This window comes from Mogibacterium kristiansenii (genome assembly GCF_029224645.1).
GTDB lineage: Bacteria > Bacillota > Clostridia > Peptostreptococcales > Anaerovoracaceae > Mogibacterium_A > Mogibacterium_A kristiansenii.
Window position 1 is genome coordinate 66,779 of record NZ_JAQXUZ010000021.1, and the last position, 14,427, is coordinate 81,205.

17 protein-coding genes are annotated in these 14,427 nt (G+C 49.4%); 16 read left to right on the forward strand and 1 reads right to left on the reverse strand.

Annotation, left to right across the window (positions count from 1 at the left end; translation table 11 throughout):
* Positions 1-7: 7 nt before the first annotated feature.
* The 5 genes from PUE40_RS06215 (at position 8) to PUE40_RS06235 (ending at position 4,228) form a co-directional block, all read left to right on the forward strand.
* Complete coding sequence (locus PUE40_RS06215) at positions 8-1,129, forward strand: tyrosine-type recombinase/integrase (RefSeq protein WP_277672222.1); 1,122 nt, start codon at positions 8-10, stop codon at positions 1,127-1,129.
* Positions 1,130-1,132: 3 nt separating this feature from the next.
* Positions 1,133-2,452, forward strand: coding sequence for a methionine gamma-lyase family protein (locus PUE40_RS06220; RefSeq protein ID WP_277672223.1), 1,320 nt, complete (start codon positions 1,133-1,135; stop codon positions 2,450-2,452).
* Positions 2,433-3,152, forward strand: coding sequence for a TVP38/TMEM64 family protein (locus tag PUE40_RS06225; protein ID WP_277672224.1), 720 nt, complete (start codon positions 2,433-2,435; stop codon positions 3,150-3,152). Before PUE40_RS06220 ends, PUE40_RS06225 begins: the two co-directional genes overlap by 20 nt.
* 5 nt (positions 3,153-3,157) lie before the next feature.
* Positions 3,158-3,646, forward strand: a complete 489-nt coding sequence (gene ybaK, locus PUE40_RS06230; protein WP_330618745.1) for a Cys-tRNA(Pro) deacylase — start codon at positions 3,158-3,160, stop codon at positions 3,644-3,646.
* Positions 3,647-3,922: 276 nt separating this feature from the next.
* Complete coding sequence (locus PUE40_RS06235; RefSeq protein ID WP_206157259.1) at positions 3,923-4,228, forward strand: LysM peptidoglycan-binding domain-containing protein; 306 nt, start codon at positions 3,923-3,925, stop codon at positions 4,226-4,228.
* A 142-nt stretch (positions 4,229-4,370) separates the two neighbouring features.
* Here the strand turns inward: PUE40_RS06235 and PUE40_RS06240 are convergent, their stop codons facing one another.
* Positions 4,371-4,907, reverse strand: coding sequence for a GAF domain-containing protein (locus tag PUE40_RS06240; protein WP_154553587.1), 537 nt, complete (start codon positions 4,905-4,907; stop codon positions 4,371-4,373).
* 118 nt (positions 4,908-5,025) lie between these two features.
* Between PUE40_RS06240 and PUE40_RS06245 the strand changes: the two genes are divergently transcribed.
* The 11 genes from PUE40_RS06245 to PUE40_RS06295 all read left to right on the forward strand — a co-directional run bounded on the left by PUE40_RS06245 (position 5,026) and on the right by PUE40_RS06295 (position 14,352).
* On the forward strand, positions 5,026-6,336 hold the full coding sequence (locus PUE40_RS06245; RefSeq protein ID WP_277672225.1) for a Y-family DNA polymerase: 1,311 nt from the start codon (positions 5,026-5,028) through the stop codon (positions 6,334-6,336).
* Between the two features lie 283 nt (positions 6,337-6,619).
* Positions 6,620-6,919 (forward strand): DUF2325 domain-containing protein, encoded by a 300-nt coding sequence (locus PUE40_RS06250; protein ID WP_154553589.1) that lies wholly within the window; start codon positions 6,620-6,622, stop codon positions 6,917-6,919.
* 118 nt (positions 6,920-7,037) lie between these two features.
* Positions 7,038-7,553 (forward strand): HD domain-containing protein, encoded by a 516-nt coding sequence (locus tag PUE40_RS06255; protein ID WP_206157261.1) that lies wholly within the window; start codon positions 7,038-7,040, stop codon positions 7,551-7,553.
* Between the two features lie 30 nt (positions 7,554-7,583).
* Positions 7,584-8,753, forward strand: coding sequence for a THUMP domain-containing class I SAM-dependent RNA methyltransferase (locus tag PUE40_RS06260; RefSeq protein WP_277672226.1), 1,170 nt, complete (start codon positions 7,584-7,586; stop codon positions 8,751-8,753).
* Between the two features lie 2 nt (positions 8,754-8,755).
* Positions 8,756-9,694 carry an alpha/beta fold hydrolase gene (locus PUE40_RS06265; protein WP_277672227.1) on the forward strand — a complete coding sequence of 313 codons (939 nt, stop codon included), beginning with the start codon at positions 8,756-8,758 and terminating at the stop codon, positions 9,692-9,694.
* Positions 9,695-9,701: 7 nt separating this feature from the next.
* Positions 9,702-10,433: a prepilin peptidase gene (locus PUE40_RS06270; protein ID WP_277672228.1), complete on the forward strand. Its 732-nt coding sequence runs from the start codon at positions 9,702-9,704 to the stop codon at positions 10,431-10,433.
* Between the two features lie 19 nt (positions 10,434-10,452).
* Positions 10,453-11,220, forward strand: coding sequence for a tRNA pseudouridine(38-40) synthase TruA (gene truA, locus PUE40_RS06275; protein WP_277672229.1), 768 nt, complete (start codon positions 10,453-10,455; stop codon positions 11,218-11,220).
* Positions 11,221-12,282, forward strand: a complete 1,062-nt coding sequence (mtnA, locus tag PUE40_RS06280; RefSeq protein WP_277672230.1) for an S-methyl-5-thioribose-1-phosphate isomerase — start codon at positions 11,221-11,223, stop codon at positions 12,280-12,282.
* Positions 12,275-13,033, forward strand: coding sequence for a segregation and condensation protein A (locus PUE40_RS06285; RefSeq protein WP_277672231.1), 759 nt, complete (start codon positions 12,275-12,277; stop codon positions 13,031-13,033). Before mtnA ends, PUE40_RS06285 begins: the two co-directional genes overlap by 8 nt.
* Positions 13,023-13,658, forward strand: coding sequence for an SMC-Scp complex subunit ScpB (gene scpB / locus PUE40_RS06290; protein ID WP_277672232.1), 636 nt, complete (start codon positions 13,023-13,025; stop codon positions 13,656-13,658). Before PUE40_RS06285 ends, scpB begins: the two co-directional genes overlap by 11 nt.
* Positions 13,648-14,352, forward strand: coding sequence for a pseudouridine synthase (locus PUE40_RS06295; RefSeq protein ID WP_277672233.1), 705 nt, complete (start codon positions 13,648-13,650; stop codon positions 14,350-14,352). The genes scpB and PUE40_RS06295 overlap by 11 nt, the downstream gene beginning before the upstream one ends.
* Positions 14,353-14,427: the final 75 nt, after the last annotated feature.

A 14,427-nucleotide genomic window follows, 5' to 3' on the forward strand; every position in this document is an offset into this window, starting at 1 on the left:
GAAATTCATGAAAGAGTATCGAATTCATAACAAAAGTGACCGGCCGGACAACGTGGTGGAACAGGAGAATGAGATTTTTTTGGAGTGCGAGAAGCTGGAAGAAACGCTCCCTCGGTCTCTTCGAACTTATTTTATCTACCTAAAGGGAAACGTATTGCCTCAGAGCCGGCTGGCCTACTTGCGGGACATCCATTTTTTCTTTGAATATCTGGTGCGGGAAACCACACTGACGGAAGCGGATACGCCGGACCGGGTCACATTGGATGAATTGAATCAGATTACAGCGATGGATATCAATATATTTCTGGACTATTGTCGGAAATACAAGGTGGAAACGGAAAAGGGGACGGTCATCTACGAGAACAACAACAAGACCCTTTCTCGGAAGAAATCCTCTATCTCCGTGATGTTTAAGCAACTGTACCGCGACGGACTTCTGGACAATAATATCACCGACGGTTTCGATCCCATTCGGGTTCCGGGACCCGGGGAGAAGGAAATCAAGGCGCTTCAGGATGATGAAGTGATGGTGATGCTGGATGCGGTGAGCAGCGGAACCCACCTGACGGATAGGGAACGCATTTATTGGGAGAAGACGAAGCTTCGGGACAAAGCGATTCTGATTCTTTTCCTGACATACGGTCTGCGCCTGTCGGAACTGCAGCAGCTGAACGTGTCTTCTTTTAATTTCTCCAGAGGAGAATTTCGAATCTACCGAAAGCGGGGAAAAGAATCTACGATGCCCATCAACCACTCCGTGGAGGCTGTGGTTCTGGATTATCTGGAAAACGAACGAAATCAAATTACCGTGCAGGACGAGGGAGATGAGGATGCACTCTTTCTTTCGCTGCAAGGAAAGCGGATGACACAGCGGGCCATCCGGGAATTGGTAAAAAAATACACATCCATTCCGCTGCATACCGGGCGAAAAGAGGGATACAGTCCGCACAAGCTTCGGGCTACCGCCGCCACCAGTTTGATCGGCCGCGGTAATTCCATTTACGATGTACAGGCGCTTCTGGATCACGAGCAGGTGACCACCACGCAGCTGTACGCATCCCACAAGATGAATGTAAAACGAGACCTGGTAAAAGGTATGGAATGGGAAGAAGAAAGGACGGAACAATAGAAAGTGGCAGAAAGAATATATAAGGAACATTTAATTCGCGATTTTGGTATTAATCGAGGAATACTGGATTATTTGGATCGGATGGAGGAAAAGCTGGGAGATTCCTTTCAGGAGATGGATGAAATCTGTGCCATCAATCAGCTGAAGGTGCTGAAGGCGTTCCAGGATAACAATATCAACGACACGCATTTCGGATGGAATACCGGCTACGGATATGATGATGTCGGCCGAGAAGCGGTGGAGAAGGTATACGCCTCCATCTTCCATACCGAGGCGGCATTGGTTCGTCCGAACCTTGTAAACGGGACGCACGCCATTGCCACCACTCTGTTCGGAATTCTGAAACCGGGAGAAGAGCTTTTGGAAGTGACGGGCACGCCGTACGATACTCTGCAGACCGTAATCGGAAAAAACGACGCACCGGAATCTGATTTTACCGGAACGCTGACGGATTACGGTATTCAGTATCGGGAAGTTGCGCTGGGCGAAGATATGGATGTGGATCTGGATGCAATCGTAAATGCGATTCAGCCGGAGACCAAAGTAGTGGCCATGCAGCGTTCCACCGGATACGACTGGCGGCCGGCGATTCCGCTGGAGAGCCTTCGAATCGTCACAGAAACTGTACATAGACTCCGTCCGGACATCATCGTCATGGTAGATAATTGTTATGGAGAATTCGTGGACGTTCAAGAACCAACGGATTTCGGAGTGGACGTCATGGCCGGATCCCTGATTAAGAATCCGGGAGGCGGTTTGGCTCTGTCTGGCGGTTACATCGTGGGAAGAAGCGATTTGATTGAGCGGATTTCCTATCGGTTGACCTGTCCGGGAATCGGTGCGGAATGCGGCCTGACCTTTGGCCAGAACCGTTCGGTGCTTCAAGGTATGTTCCTGGCACCGAAGGTGGTAAACGCAGCGGTGAAGGGCGCGATGCTCTGCGGAGCGGCGTACGACGGCTTGGGCTTTGAAGTGATGCCGCCGGCATATTCGAAGAGAAGTGATATCGTGCAGGCCATTCAGTTTAAGGATCCGGATAAAACCATTGCATTCTGTCAGGCGATTCAGTCCGCTTCTCCGATTGACGCATATGTAACACCGATTCCATGGGATATGCCGGGGTACGAGGATCAGGTAATCATGGCGGCTGGCGCTTTTGTACAGGGTTCTTCTATTGAACTCAGTGCGGATGCACCGCTGAGAGAACCGTACATCGCTTATTTTCAGGGCGGACTGACGTACGAGCACGCCCGCTACGGAATAATCAAGAGCCTGGATACCATGGTGAAGAAAGGCCTTATTGATGTCGAAGAAGAAAGATAAAAAAGATATCCGATGGGTAAGGAATACCGTCGCATTCGCAAAACTGTTTGTTTTGGGAATTATCTTAATCGGGATACCGCTGATTTTGATTTTGTTCTATCGGGATACGCTGCTGAGCACCGACTTTTGGTCGCAGCTTCCGGATCGGCTGGCGCGCCATTCCCTGATTTCTTTTCTGGTGCTGATCGTGCTTCAGGCCATACAGATTATCATCTGTATTCTCCCGGGGCAGCCGATTCAACTGGCTTCCAGTTATATGTATGGGGTAATCGGCGGGTACTGTATTTCCATTATCGGTGCAATAATCGGCTGTCTGATTACGTACCGGCTAGCTCATTTCCTGGGAGTGGATGCCATGCATATCATCTTTGGGGAAGAGAAGGTTCAGAATTACATGAAGAAGCTGAACAGCGGAAAGGCGCTGACCATCGTGTTCCTGATTTATTTGGTTCCGGGAATTCCAAAGGATTTGATGAGCTACATCGCAGGAATTTCCAACATTGAACTGAAACCGTTCCTGCTGGTATCCACGCTGGGGCGGTCGCCGGGAATCCTGGGCAGCCTGCTGATCGGATACTTTTGGGCCAGAAAAAACTATATCGGGATCGGCATCGTCGCGGTGATCATGCTCCTTCTGTTCGGATGGTGCGTCCGAAACCGAGAACGAATCGTTGAGAAAATTGAAGAATACGAGGATTAATTATCGTGAAAAAGCAGAAAATTACAAAGACAAATGCCATGCGTATTTTGGATCAGAATCAGATTGAATACGATACGGGGCAGTATGAATATGATGAATCCGACCTTTCCGGAAATCACGCAGCAGCGGTTCTGGGAATATCGGAGGATGAGATTTTCAAAACACTGGTAACTCGAAGCAATACGAAGGAACTCTTCGTATTCGTCATTCCCGTCTCCGGTGAATTGGATTTGAAGAAGGCCGCTGCGGCAGCGGGGCAGAAGAAAGTGGAAATGATTCATGTGAAGGAACTGGTGGGACTTACCGGCTACATGCGAGGCGGCTGTTCGCCTATCGGCATGAAGAAGCTGTTCCCGACCTTCGTGGATGAGACCGCCATGCTCTTCGACCGGATTTACATCTCCGCCGGAAAAAGAGGAGAGCAGATCATACTGGCGCCGGATGACTTGATTCGGGCTGCAGAGGCACAGTATGCCGATTTGGTAAAAGAATAATATCATCGGAATAAACATTCTGCAAACACTTCCGAGAAGTACGTGCATAAGGCACTCCCGGGGAACGGACCGTTCTTCGGGGGTGCCTTTTATTGGGTAAAATTGTTCTCAATAAAAACAAACATTTGTTCTTTTTATTATTGACTTCCGATTTCCGAGAGATTATAATACATATATCAAAAGAAGAACAAATGTTCTTACTTGAAAATCTTATCTGGTTATGACAATATCCGGGGACTAAGGTACCGGAAAATGCTTGCAGAAGGGAGAATAATTATGAAACTGATGGGGAGATATCGCGTAGTGAAGCCGGTTCGCTTTTTTGTATGTATCTTGATTATGGTGATGGGATTGTCCACTTTGCTGTTTACAGTATTCGGTCCCTCCACGGAAGCCGCAGCTGCTGATACCTATCGTCAGGTGGTGGTTCATGAGAATGAGACTATTTGGACAATTGCAGAGGAGAACTGCCCAAGTGGTACCGACCCGAGAATACATGTGAAGGAAATCTGTGAGATTAATGATGTGGATCCGGGAGAGATTCAACCGGGAGATGTGTTAATTGTTCCGGTGGAAGCGTAACGGATTTTAAAGCGCAATTATCAAAAGCTCTACATATATTTATATCACGATAAAGGCAGGCTCCCATGAGCCTGCCTTTATCGCACCGAAAGGTGATGAATGCTGATGTGAACTTGCCGGAAGTCGGCAAGCGGATGTGATGTTAATTCTTGTTATCTCGATTGCGGTCGAATTTAACCACAACGGACTCCAGCGCCCGAACAATTTTCTCCAGCGCTTCCTGATCCTCTTGGGTAAAGCGTCCAACGGTCGGACTGTCAATATCCAATACGCCGATTATATTGCGAACCGCGAATTCCGGCGGCATTTCACAAGCGTTTACATCGGTGTACCGGTTGAACAACGGAATAACCAGTTCTGAACGGGAGGCGGTATCACAAGCGATGTGACCCGGGAATTGATGAACATCATCTACCCGGATGGTCTTTTTGTCTTGAACGGCAGTGCCGCAAACGCCTTCACCCGGTTTAATGTGGACACAAGCCGGTTTTCCCTGGAACGGTCCCAGAACCAGCCGATCGTTTTTCATGATGTAGAAGCCTACCCAGTTCACGTCGGAAAGCATATCGTTAAGAAGTGCGGAAACGTTTGCCAAAAGCGGCATGTAATGCGCATCTATTTTTGCCAGTTCCTGGATCTGGGAAACAGCGATGGTATAATCAATTTTTTCTCTATCCATAGTACATCCTCCTTGTCAGAATTTCTATCTTCTATAGTCTGATTTTATCCTATCTCTTCAGATAATTCAAGGAAGATGCAAACAATGAAAAAGAGAGATTTTTATAGAGGACGATATAATGAAACAGCAGCAATACCTATGCATTGATCTTAAATCATTCTATGCTTCAGTGGAATGCGTGGAGCGGGGTTTGGATCCCATGACAACACGATTGGTGGTAGCAGATCCGGAGCGGAGCGATAAGACCATCTGCCTGGCGGTATCACCGGCACTGAAAGCCATGGGCGTAAAGAATCGGTGCCGGGTATTTGAAATTCCGCCGGGAATCGACTATATTATGGCAGAACCTCGGATGCAGAAGTATATCGACTATTCTGCGGAAATTTATGGAATCTACCTGCGGTATATCTCCAAGGATGACATCCATGTCTATTCGGTGGATGAAGCGTTTTTGGATGTATCGCCGTACCTGTCCGCCTACGGCATGACGGCTCGGGAAACCGGAAAGATGCTGATGAAGGAAATCCGAAAGGAGCTGGGAATTCAAGCGACCTGCGGAATCGGAACGAACCTCTATCTGACAAAGATTGCATTGGATATTTTGGCGAAGAACGCGCCGGATTTCATCGGTGAACTGGACGAGGACTCCTACCGAAGACAGCTGTGGAACCATCGACCGCTGACGGATTTTTGGCGGATTGGGAACAAGACGGCTTCGAAACTGCAGAACATCGGCATCGATACCATGAGAAAGCTGGCCCATACCGATGTGGACTATCTGTATTCCATTTTCGGTATCGATGCCGAACTTCTGTACGATCATGCCTGGGGCAGAGAACCGGTTACCATGCAGGATATCAAGAACTATCGTGCCGAAACAACCAGCCGGACCAGCGGTCAGGTCTTGATGCGGGATTACAGTTATGAAGAAGGGAAACTAATCCTGAAAGAAATGGTGGATCAGCTGTGCCTGCAGCTGACGAAGGATCATCAGAAGACAGCATCCATGACTGTGTACATCGGGTATTCCAACAAGTGGTCGGTACCGCCTGTACGGGGGAGTGCTTCTCTTTCCGTACCCACCGATTCTTCCGGAAGGTGGATTCCGGAAATGATTCGGGTATACGAAAGGGTGGTGAATCCGGCCATTCCCATTCGGCGATTCAACATCTCTTGCAATCGCCTGCAATCCGCCGGACCGTGTACCCAGTTAACGTGGAGTGACTTACAGAAAGACGAGGAGGAAAAAGACGTTCAGATTCAGCAGGTGATGCTGGACGTTCGAAAGAAGTTTGGAAAGAATGCCATGTTCCGAGGAATGGATTTGGAAGAATGCGCCACGACGCGGGAACGAAATAATCAGATTGGAGGACACAAAAGAGGGAACGGAGGTAAGGAAGCGGATGCGCAATCAAAAAGAATCTTATAGCGCTCATCACGAAAATGAATCCCGGCGGAGTGCCATGCCGGTGGCCAAAAGAGCAAAACAGTTTATGCCCTTCAGCGCAGTACAGGGACTTCAGGAAGCACTTCACCGAAAGGAAGCGGAAATTGAGGACTATGATACGATAGAACACATTTCTGAACAAGAAATGATAGAGGAATGTTGAGAAAAGAAACAAAAAAGCGTTGACAAAGCTCGTGAGTTAGACTATACTAACCACTATAAGAGGTTAGATACGATTAACTATATTCTTTAAGGAGGCAACATCATGAGTGTGGTTATTGTCGGCGGAAACGAATGCATGGAATGTCGGTATAAGGAAATCTGTAAACAGTACGGCCATGAGGCAAAGGTGTTCACAAAGGAACGGGGAAGCGTTGCTCGGAAAATGGGATGCCCGGACCTCCTGATTATGTTTACCGGTACGGTATCTCACAAAATGATGAACAGCGCAGCGGCAGAAGCGAAGCGGCACTGCATTCCCATTGAATGGGCACATTCCAGCAGTGCATCCGCTTTGAAAAAGGTACTGGAGAACCATGCCGGGAGTTCTCCGCTGCCGGTATAGAAGCGCACTTTAAGTGGTTTAAAAATATCCTGATGAAACAGGGATGTGGACTGAATCTGTTCGACATCCCTGTTTTTGTGTGGTATCATTATTTCGTAAAGAAGCAGGAGAGTTCGATATGTACATTACAGAGAGGGAACAGCATCTGCTGTTCGACGAATACAACACACCTATTCATGTCCAAAGGCATTGCAACGAGGTGGCTCGGGTGGCTGGAATTCTGGCGGAGGCGCTGGACCGGCACGGATACCACATCGATGTGAAACTCGTTTACGGTGCCGCATTGGTACACGATGTGGTTCGCCCTTGGGATCAGCATGCCATTGAGGGCGGGAAGATTTTGGCAAGAATCGGGTTCCCGAAGGAAGCGGAATTGGTGCGCCGGCACATGACCTATGGGCCGTTTCACCGGGTGGAGGACCTGGAAGAAATTGATGTGCTGTGTTTGGCCGATCGAACGGTAAAAGAAAACCACTATGTGGGCATTGACATCCGAATGGACTATCTCCTGAAGAAACCAAACATGACTGAACAGAAGAAAGAAAGAATTAATCAAGCCAGAGAGAGCACCCGCCTTTTGATTCATCAGATTGAAGGCGTGCTGGACTGCACATTTGAACAGCTGTTCTCCTAAAGGTGTCGGCATGAGAAGTGAGAGGAAAGAATGAAACTGGAATTAATTGCGACCGCAACATTCGGCTTAGAGGCAGTAGTAAAAAGAGAAATACAGAACCTGGGATATACGGTAATCCGAACCGAAGACGGAAGAGTAACGTATCAAGGAGATGAACGAGCCATCGTCCGCTCCAACCTCTGGCTTCGTACGGCGGACCGAGTATATCTTCGAATCGGCGAACTGGATGCGAAAACGTTTGAAGAACTCTTTCAGCAGATTAAAGGATTTCCGTGGGAAAAGTGGATTCCGGTGGACGGGGCTTTTCCGGTAGTGGGAACCTCGGTGAAATCTACCTTGCACAGCGTGCCGTCCTGTCAGAGCATTATCAAAAAAGCTATCGTATCCCGACTTTCCGATTTCTATTGCGTGGATCGTTTCGAAGAATCCGGTGCAGAGTACCGGGTTCGTTTTTCGATTCTAAAGGATCACGTGACCGTAATGCTGGACACCAGCGGAAGCGGCCTTCACAAACGAGGATATCGAGTACGGGATGTGGCAGCACCGATGAAGGAAACTCTGGCGGCGGCATTGGTTCAGCTCAGCTATTGGAAGGATGGCGCCATGCGGCCGGAGAAATACCGGAATGACCCGCCGAGGATGCTGGTGGATACCTGCTGCGGTTCCGGAACGATTTTGATTGAAGCGGCGATGATGGCTCGAAACATCGCCCCGGGATTGAACCGCAGTTTTGCTGCAATGAAATGGGATTGGATTCCGGAATCCCTGTGGAAAGAAGAACGCAAAAAGGCATTCCAAGAGGTGGACTATGACGGAGAACTGTTGATTAAAGGCTTTGATATCGATGAGCGTGCGGTGGAAGCAGCTCGGGAAAACGCCGAGGAAGCCGGTGTGGGAGATGATATCCGCATCAGCAAGATGGACATGAAGAAGTTCCGTGCCGAGGAGGATCACGGCATCATCATCACCAACCCGCCTTACGGGGAACGAATTGGCGACGACGAGAAGATTCAGAAGATTTACCGGAAACTGGCGGATATTCTGGAGAACCGTCCGACCTGGTCTCTGTTCCTGATTACCACGGATAAGAAATTGGAAGAGTCCTTGGGACGAAAGGCGGATCGGCGAAGAAAACTGTATAACGGCAGATTGGAAACTCAGTATTACCAGTTTCACTCGGCGAGACCGGGAAAGGAATAATCATGAGGGAAGATTTTACGTATCCGTCTTCTGACGGAAAAAACATGATTCACGGCATTCGGTGGACTCCGGAAGACAAACCGATTGCCGTACTGCAGATTGTTCACGGAATGGTGGAGTTTATCGCTCGGTATGAAGAGTTTGCGGAATATTTGACCCGTCAGGGCTTTGCAGTGGTGGGAGAAGACCATCTGGGCCATGGCGAGTCCGCAATGTCGGAAGAAGACCTTGGCTATTTCGGAAAAGGCGGAAACGGTTTTTTGATGGAGGATATCCATCAGCTTCGGAAGATGACCACGGAACAGTGGCCGGATATTCCATACTTTATGCTGGGACACAGCATGGGATCCTTCCTGCTGAGACAGTATTTGGTGGAAGGGGAGACGGCTCCGTATGCCGAAGGGCTCTCCGGTGCCATCGTAATGGGAACCGGTTGGCAGCCGGGCATTGCACTGAAGCTGGGAACCACCCTCAGCGGTTTTGCGGAAATGTTTCGAGGAGATCGTCATCGCAGCCGTCTAATTGAAAAGATGGCGCTGGGCTCCAATAACCGAAAGATTAAAAATCCTCGTACTAAGGATGATTGGCTTTCCAAGGATACGGATGTTGTCGATGCTTACGAAGAGAATCCGCTATGTCAGTTTCACTTCACGGTGAATGCCTATTACAATATGTTCAAGGGCATTCGGAAATGTCAGGACCGACAGCTAATGAAGCGGCTCCCGGAGAAGTTCCCAATGCTGTTTATTTCCGGCGCGGAGGATCCGGTGGGAAATTACGGAGACGGTGTTCGCAAAGCGTACATGGTCTATCTGGAGAATTCCGCTGCCGATGTGCACATTAAGCTGTATGAAGAGGATCGGCACGAAATCCTGAACGAAACAAATCGGGAAGACGTGTACAGTTATTTGTTAACGTGGTTAAAGAATCGGATGTTGTAAGGAGCAGATGAATACGTATATTTTATTGGGAATAAAGATTTTCACGGCAATCGTATTGGCCGTAATATTCGGAAACGGAAGCGTAGTGATGTTCAACCGAATTCCGACACACTGGTTTGAGGAAATCGGAGAAGACGGACAGAAGTCCCTGCCGCCGGAACTTCAGGATCTCGGTGATGGGACGAGGCAGCGCCTGCCCAGTACCCCATGGAAATATGTGTTTACGGGATACTTTGGGATTATCGGAATATTTCTGGCCCTTCGGTTTAGCCTGCAATATGAGATTGCGGTGTTGTTCGTCTTAGCCATCGTGTTGGAAATGGCAATCTGTGACGGAAAATACCGAATCGTACCGGATACGTTCAGCATCCTTCTGGCGGTATCCGCGCTTGGCTTTGTGGGATTCCAGGAGCGTTGGTGGGAACCCATTGCCGGAGCTGTTACCGGCGGATTTCTGGTGTTGATTGTCTACTTCTTTGGAAAAATAATTTATCGCAAAGAAATCATCGGCGGAGCGGACTTGAAATTTTTCGCTGCACTGGGGCTAATCGCCGGAAGCGGAGGCATTGTGATTCTGTTTTTGGGGACGCAGCTTTTGATGGGCGTCCATGCATTGATACTTGCACTTCGAAAGCGTCTTGAAAAGAATCATACCCTTCCGTTGATTCCGTACGGATTCGCCGCATTGACGGTCTATTTTTTGTTTTTGTGGGACGTGATTTCTTTTATTATTTTCTAATTTACGATATAATAAACGTATGGAAAAGAATATTCTATTAAAAATACAATACGACGGAACGAATTTCCGTGGCTGGCAGCGTCAGCCCGGGCAGCGAACGGTGCAGGGAGAAATCGAACATGTTCTCCAATACCTCGCGGGCCGGGAGATTTCAATTAACGGGACCAGCCGAACCGATCGAGGAGTACACGCTTTGGGGCAGTGTGCTTCTTTTGTGTGGGATTTTCCACTGCCAACGGAGAAACTGCCCTTTATTCTGAACAAGCGTTTTGGGGCCGGAGGCATCGGCCGCAGCGGTGCGCCGGGGGATATACGGATTCTGGAGGCTCGGGAGATGCCGCCGGATTTCCATGCTCGTTTTTCCTGCCGCGGAAAGACCTATCGGTATATTATCGAGCGAAACGGGGATATTTTTCGCCGAAACATGGCCTTTCAGCTGGCGGATTCGCTGGATCACGCGGCGATGCGGGAAGGGGCGAAATTCATCGTCGGAACCCATGATTTTAAATCCTTCGAGGCGTCCGGCGGGAATCCACGGGAAACCACTGTGCGAACCATATCCAGTTTTACCATCGAGGAGGAAGGAGACCGCACCGTCATCGAGGTGACGGGAGACGGCTTTCTGTACAATATGGTGCGTATTATGGTGGGCACACTGGTGGAAGTGGGCACGGGAAAAAGAACACCGGATCAAATCCGGTGCATTCTGGACGGAAGAGACCGACAGTTGGCGGGATTTACCGCACCCCCACAGGGATTATATTTGAAGGAGATTTATTTTAAATAGATGATGAACAACAATTACGAGCCGGTTCGGCTGGAAGATAATCGGTTGTTTCTGCTGGATCAGCGGAAGCTGCCCAATCATATGGAATACCTGGAAGCCGCAACGGTGGAAGATGTGTACGATGCCATCAAGGATTTGGCGGTCCGGGGCGCGCCGGCAATCGGGGTCGCCGCCGGATACGGAATGTATATCGCAGCGAAGAACGACCTGAATCAAAGCGGACACATCGGAGGCTTGGAACAGGACGGAGAATTTCTTATGCAGTCCAGACCGACGGCGGTAAATTTGGCATATGCCGTGAAGCGTCAGTTGAAAGTATACGAAGCGCTTCGAGATGCCGGCACATCGGAGGTGGATATTCTTCAGAAACTATTGGAGGAAGCCGTCGCCATTCACCATAAAGAATTGGAATCCTGCCGGCGGATTGCAGAATACGGATTGTCTTTGCTGAAGCCGGAGATGGGCATCCTAACCCACTGCAATGCAGGCGGTCTCGCAACGACCGGATACGGAACGGCGCTGGGACCGATTCATCTGGGACAAGAGCGGGGATATAACTTTCACGTATATGCCGATGAAACTCGGCCGCTTCTTCAAGGTGCGCGTCTTACCGCCTGGGAACTGCACCAATCCGATGTGGATGTTACGGTAATCTGCGATAATATGGCTTCCCTGGTGATGAAGGAAGGCCGAATCGACGCGATTGTTGCCGGCTGCGACCGCATGGCGGCCAACGGTGACGGTGCAAATAAGATTGGTACATCCGGTCTGGCGATTCTGGCCAAGGAATACGGAATCCCGTTCTACATGTTTGTTCCCACATCTACGATTGATATGGATGCGCATACGGGAGAGGATATTCCGATTGAGTGCCGTGACGGGGAAGAAATTCGGACCATGTGGTATCGGGAGCCGATGGCACCGGCCGATGTCTCCTTTTACAACCCGGCGTTCGATGTGACGGATCATGAGTACATCACGGCCGTAGTGACGGAGAAGGGGATTGCCCGTCCGCCGTACAGCGAATCCCTGCGGAAGGTAATGGAGGACTCCCATGTATAAAGTGAGAATCGATCAGTTTGAGGGTCCTTTTGACTTACTCTTGTACCTGCTGGAAAATGCCCGCATGGACATCTACGATATCCGGGTGACGGAAATTACGGAACAGTATATCGGCTATCTGAAGGAAATGGATGAATTGAACGTGGAGGTGGGCAGCGAGTTCATTGTGCTGGCCGCCGCCCTCATTCGGCTGAAATCCCGGATGCTCTTGCCACGCGTGACGGAAGTGGATGAAATGATTGTGGAAGAGGATCCCCGGACGGAACTGGCAGAACGACTTACGGAATATCTTCAGACGAAAAAAATCGCTGAGATGCTGCAGCGCCGGGAGAAAGAATACTCCGGCATCTACACGAAGCCGGCAGAGGATATTTCGGAATATCTCAATTCGCCGGAAGAACTGCTGAAGACGGATCCGGACAAATTTGTCCGGACCTTCCGTTCTTTTCTGGAGAAAAAGAAGCGGTTGGCGGAAGTGCGGAACCGGTATGAACGCATTCGTCGGAATCGCTCCTCCGTGGAGGAACGAATTGCGGCCATGGCATCGATGTTGGAACGGAAATGGAAAAATCAGGACTCCGTATCCTTCTCGGAACTTTTGGCACCCAATGCAGATCGGTACGACCGGACTCTGTCCTTTATGTCCTTGTTGGAAATGATTAAGATGCAGGAAGTGAATGCTACCCAGGATCGGGTCTATGGCGAAATTGAAATCACGAAGAGAACGAAGGATCAAACAAATGTACAGTAGAAAGAAATTGAAGTCCGCACTGGAGTCCATGATGTTCGTCTGGGGCGAACCCCTGTCCGTCAATGACGGAGCGACGGTGCTGGAAACGGACCGAAAGGAAGTGCGAGAGCTTCTTCGGGAACTGAAAAGTGAATATGAACAAGAAGGCCGAGGCATCCGAATTCGGGAGATAAACGATTCCTTCCAATTCGTGACATTGAAGGACAACGAGCAATTTATCGAGAAACTCTGCCGCCCGGTTAAGGTAAAGCGTCTGTCCCAGGCGGCACTGGAGGTTTTGGCCATCATCGCATACCGTCAGCCGGTTACCCGGGGAGAGATTGATACCATTCGAGGTATCAAAAGCGAACGGGTAATCGACGGCCTCATGAACCGAAAGATGGTGGAAGTCTGCGGGAAATCCGATGGAATCGGCCGACCGAATTTGTACGGAACCACAGATGAATTTCTCAAGACCTTCGGGTTTGAAAGCTTGAAGGACCTGCCGGATATTGAAGGCTTCAAAATCAAGTCTGCTGCGGATGAGGAGACCGACGAAGAGGACGAAGACTATATCGGCCAGATTGAGATGCATTTTGACAGCGACGAGAATGACGAAGAGGGAGAGAAAATAGATGAGAATTAATAAATACATTGCCAGGTGCGGAGAAGCCAGCCGAAGAGCGGCGGATGAATTGATTCAGAAGGGAAAGGTATCCGTGAACGGAAAGGTTCTGGAGGAACCGGGATATGACGTGCAGGAAGGGGATGAGGTTCGCCTTTTCGGCAGAGTCATTACACCGGAAACCAAGAATGTATATTATCTTCTGAACAAACCAATCGGGTATGTTACCACAACCATGGATAAGGAAGGACGTCCCACGGTACTGGACCTGGTTCAGGCAGAGGGAATTCGTCTTTTTCCGGTTGGACGGCTGGATTACAATACTTCCGGACTGCTGATTCTCACCAATGACGGGGACTTGTCCAATCGACTGATGCATCCGTCTAAGGAGTTTCCGAAGACATATCGGGTTCGAGCTGCGGGAACCGTTACCTTGAACGATATCCGCAAATTGGAAAACGGCGTGGATATCGGCGGCTTTATTACGTCCAAGGCAGAGGCGAAACTGGTGCGCCACGATAAGAACTCCACCATTGTGGATCTGACCATACACGAAGGAAAGAATCGGCAGGTGCGCCGCATGTTCGATGCGCTGGGTTATCCGGTGCAGGAACTGGAGCGTATTGGCTTGGGAAATCTGGTAATCGGGCGCCTGGCCACCGGTTCCTATCGTAAGCTCAGCAAGGAAGAGGTAGAGTATTTGAAATCTCGGTAGCCTAGGCCTATTGATTTTTTCTTTTATGGCGCGAATTGGTATAGATAGTATTTATATTAAGAATTCTTGTTTTCG

Bases quoted from the DNA above. Each gene is read 5' to 3' on its own strand.
- PUE40_RS06250 (WP_154553589.1), top strand. From the start codon at position 6,620: ATGAGTGTGGTTATTGTCGGCGGAAACGAATGCATGGAATGTCGGTAT.
- PUE40_RS06215 (WP_277672222.1), top strand. From the start codon at position 8: ATGAAAGAGTATCGAATTCATAACAAAAGTGACCGGCCGGACAACGTG.
- PUE40_RS06255 (WP_206157261.1), top strand. From the start codon at position 7,038: ATGTACATTACAGAGAGGGAACAGCATCTGCTGTTCGACGAATACAAC.
- mtnA (WP_277672230.1), top strand. From the start codon at position 11,221: ATGATGAACAACAATTACGAGCCGGTTCGGCTGGAAGATAATCGGTTG.
- PUE40_RS06245 (WP_277672225.1), top strand. From the start codon at position 5,026: ATGAAACAGCAGCAATACCTATGCATTGATCTTAAATCATTCTATGCT.
- truA (WP_277672229.1), top strand. From the start codon at position 10,453: ATGGAAAAGAATATTCTATTAAAAATACAATACGACGGAACGAATTTC.
- PUE40_RS06265 (WP_277672227.1), top strand. From the start codon at position 8,756: ATGAGGGAAGATTTTACGTATCCGTCTTCTGACGGAAAAAACATGATT.
- PUE40_RS06225 (WP_277672224.1), top strand. From the start codon at position 2,433: ATGTCGAAGAAGAAAGATAAAAAAGATATCCGATGGGTAAGGAATACC.
- PUE40_RS06295 (WP_277672233.1), top strand. From the start codon at position 13,648: ATGAGAATTAATAAATACATTGCCAGGTGCGGAGAAGCCAGCCGAAGA.
- PUE40_RS06260 (WP_277672226.1), top strand. From the start codon at position 7,584: ATGAAACTGGAATTAATTGCGACCGCAACATTCGGCTTAGAGGCAGTA.
- PUE40_RS06270 (WP_277672228.1), top strand. From the start codon at position 9,702: ATGAATACGTATATTTTATTGGGAATAAAGATTTTCACGGCAATCGTA.
- PUE40_RS06240 (WP_154553587.1), bottom strand. From the start codon at position 4,907: ATGGATAGAGAAAAAATTGATTATACCATCGCTGTTTCCCAGATCCAG.
- scpB (WP_277672232.1), top strand. From the start codon at position 13,023: ATGTACAGTAGAAAGAAATTGAAGTCCGCACTGGAGTCCATGATGTTC.
- PUE40_RS06235 (WP_206157259.1), top strand. From the start codon at position 3,923: ATGAAACTGATGGGGAGATATCGCGTAGTGAAGCCGGTTCGCTTTTTT.
- PUE40_RS06285 (WP_277672231.1), top strand. From the start codon at position 12,275: ATGTATAAAGTGAGAATCGATCAGTTTGAGGGTCCTTTTGACTTACTC.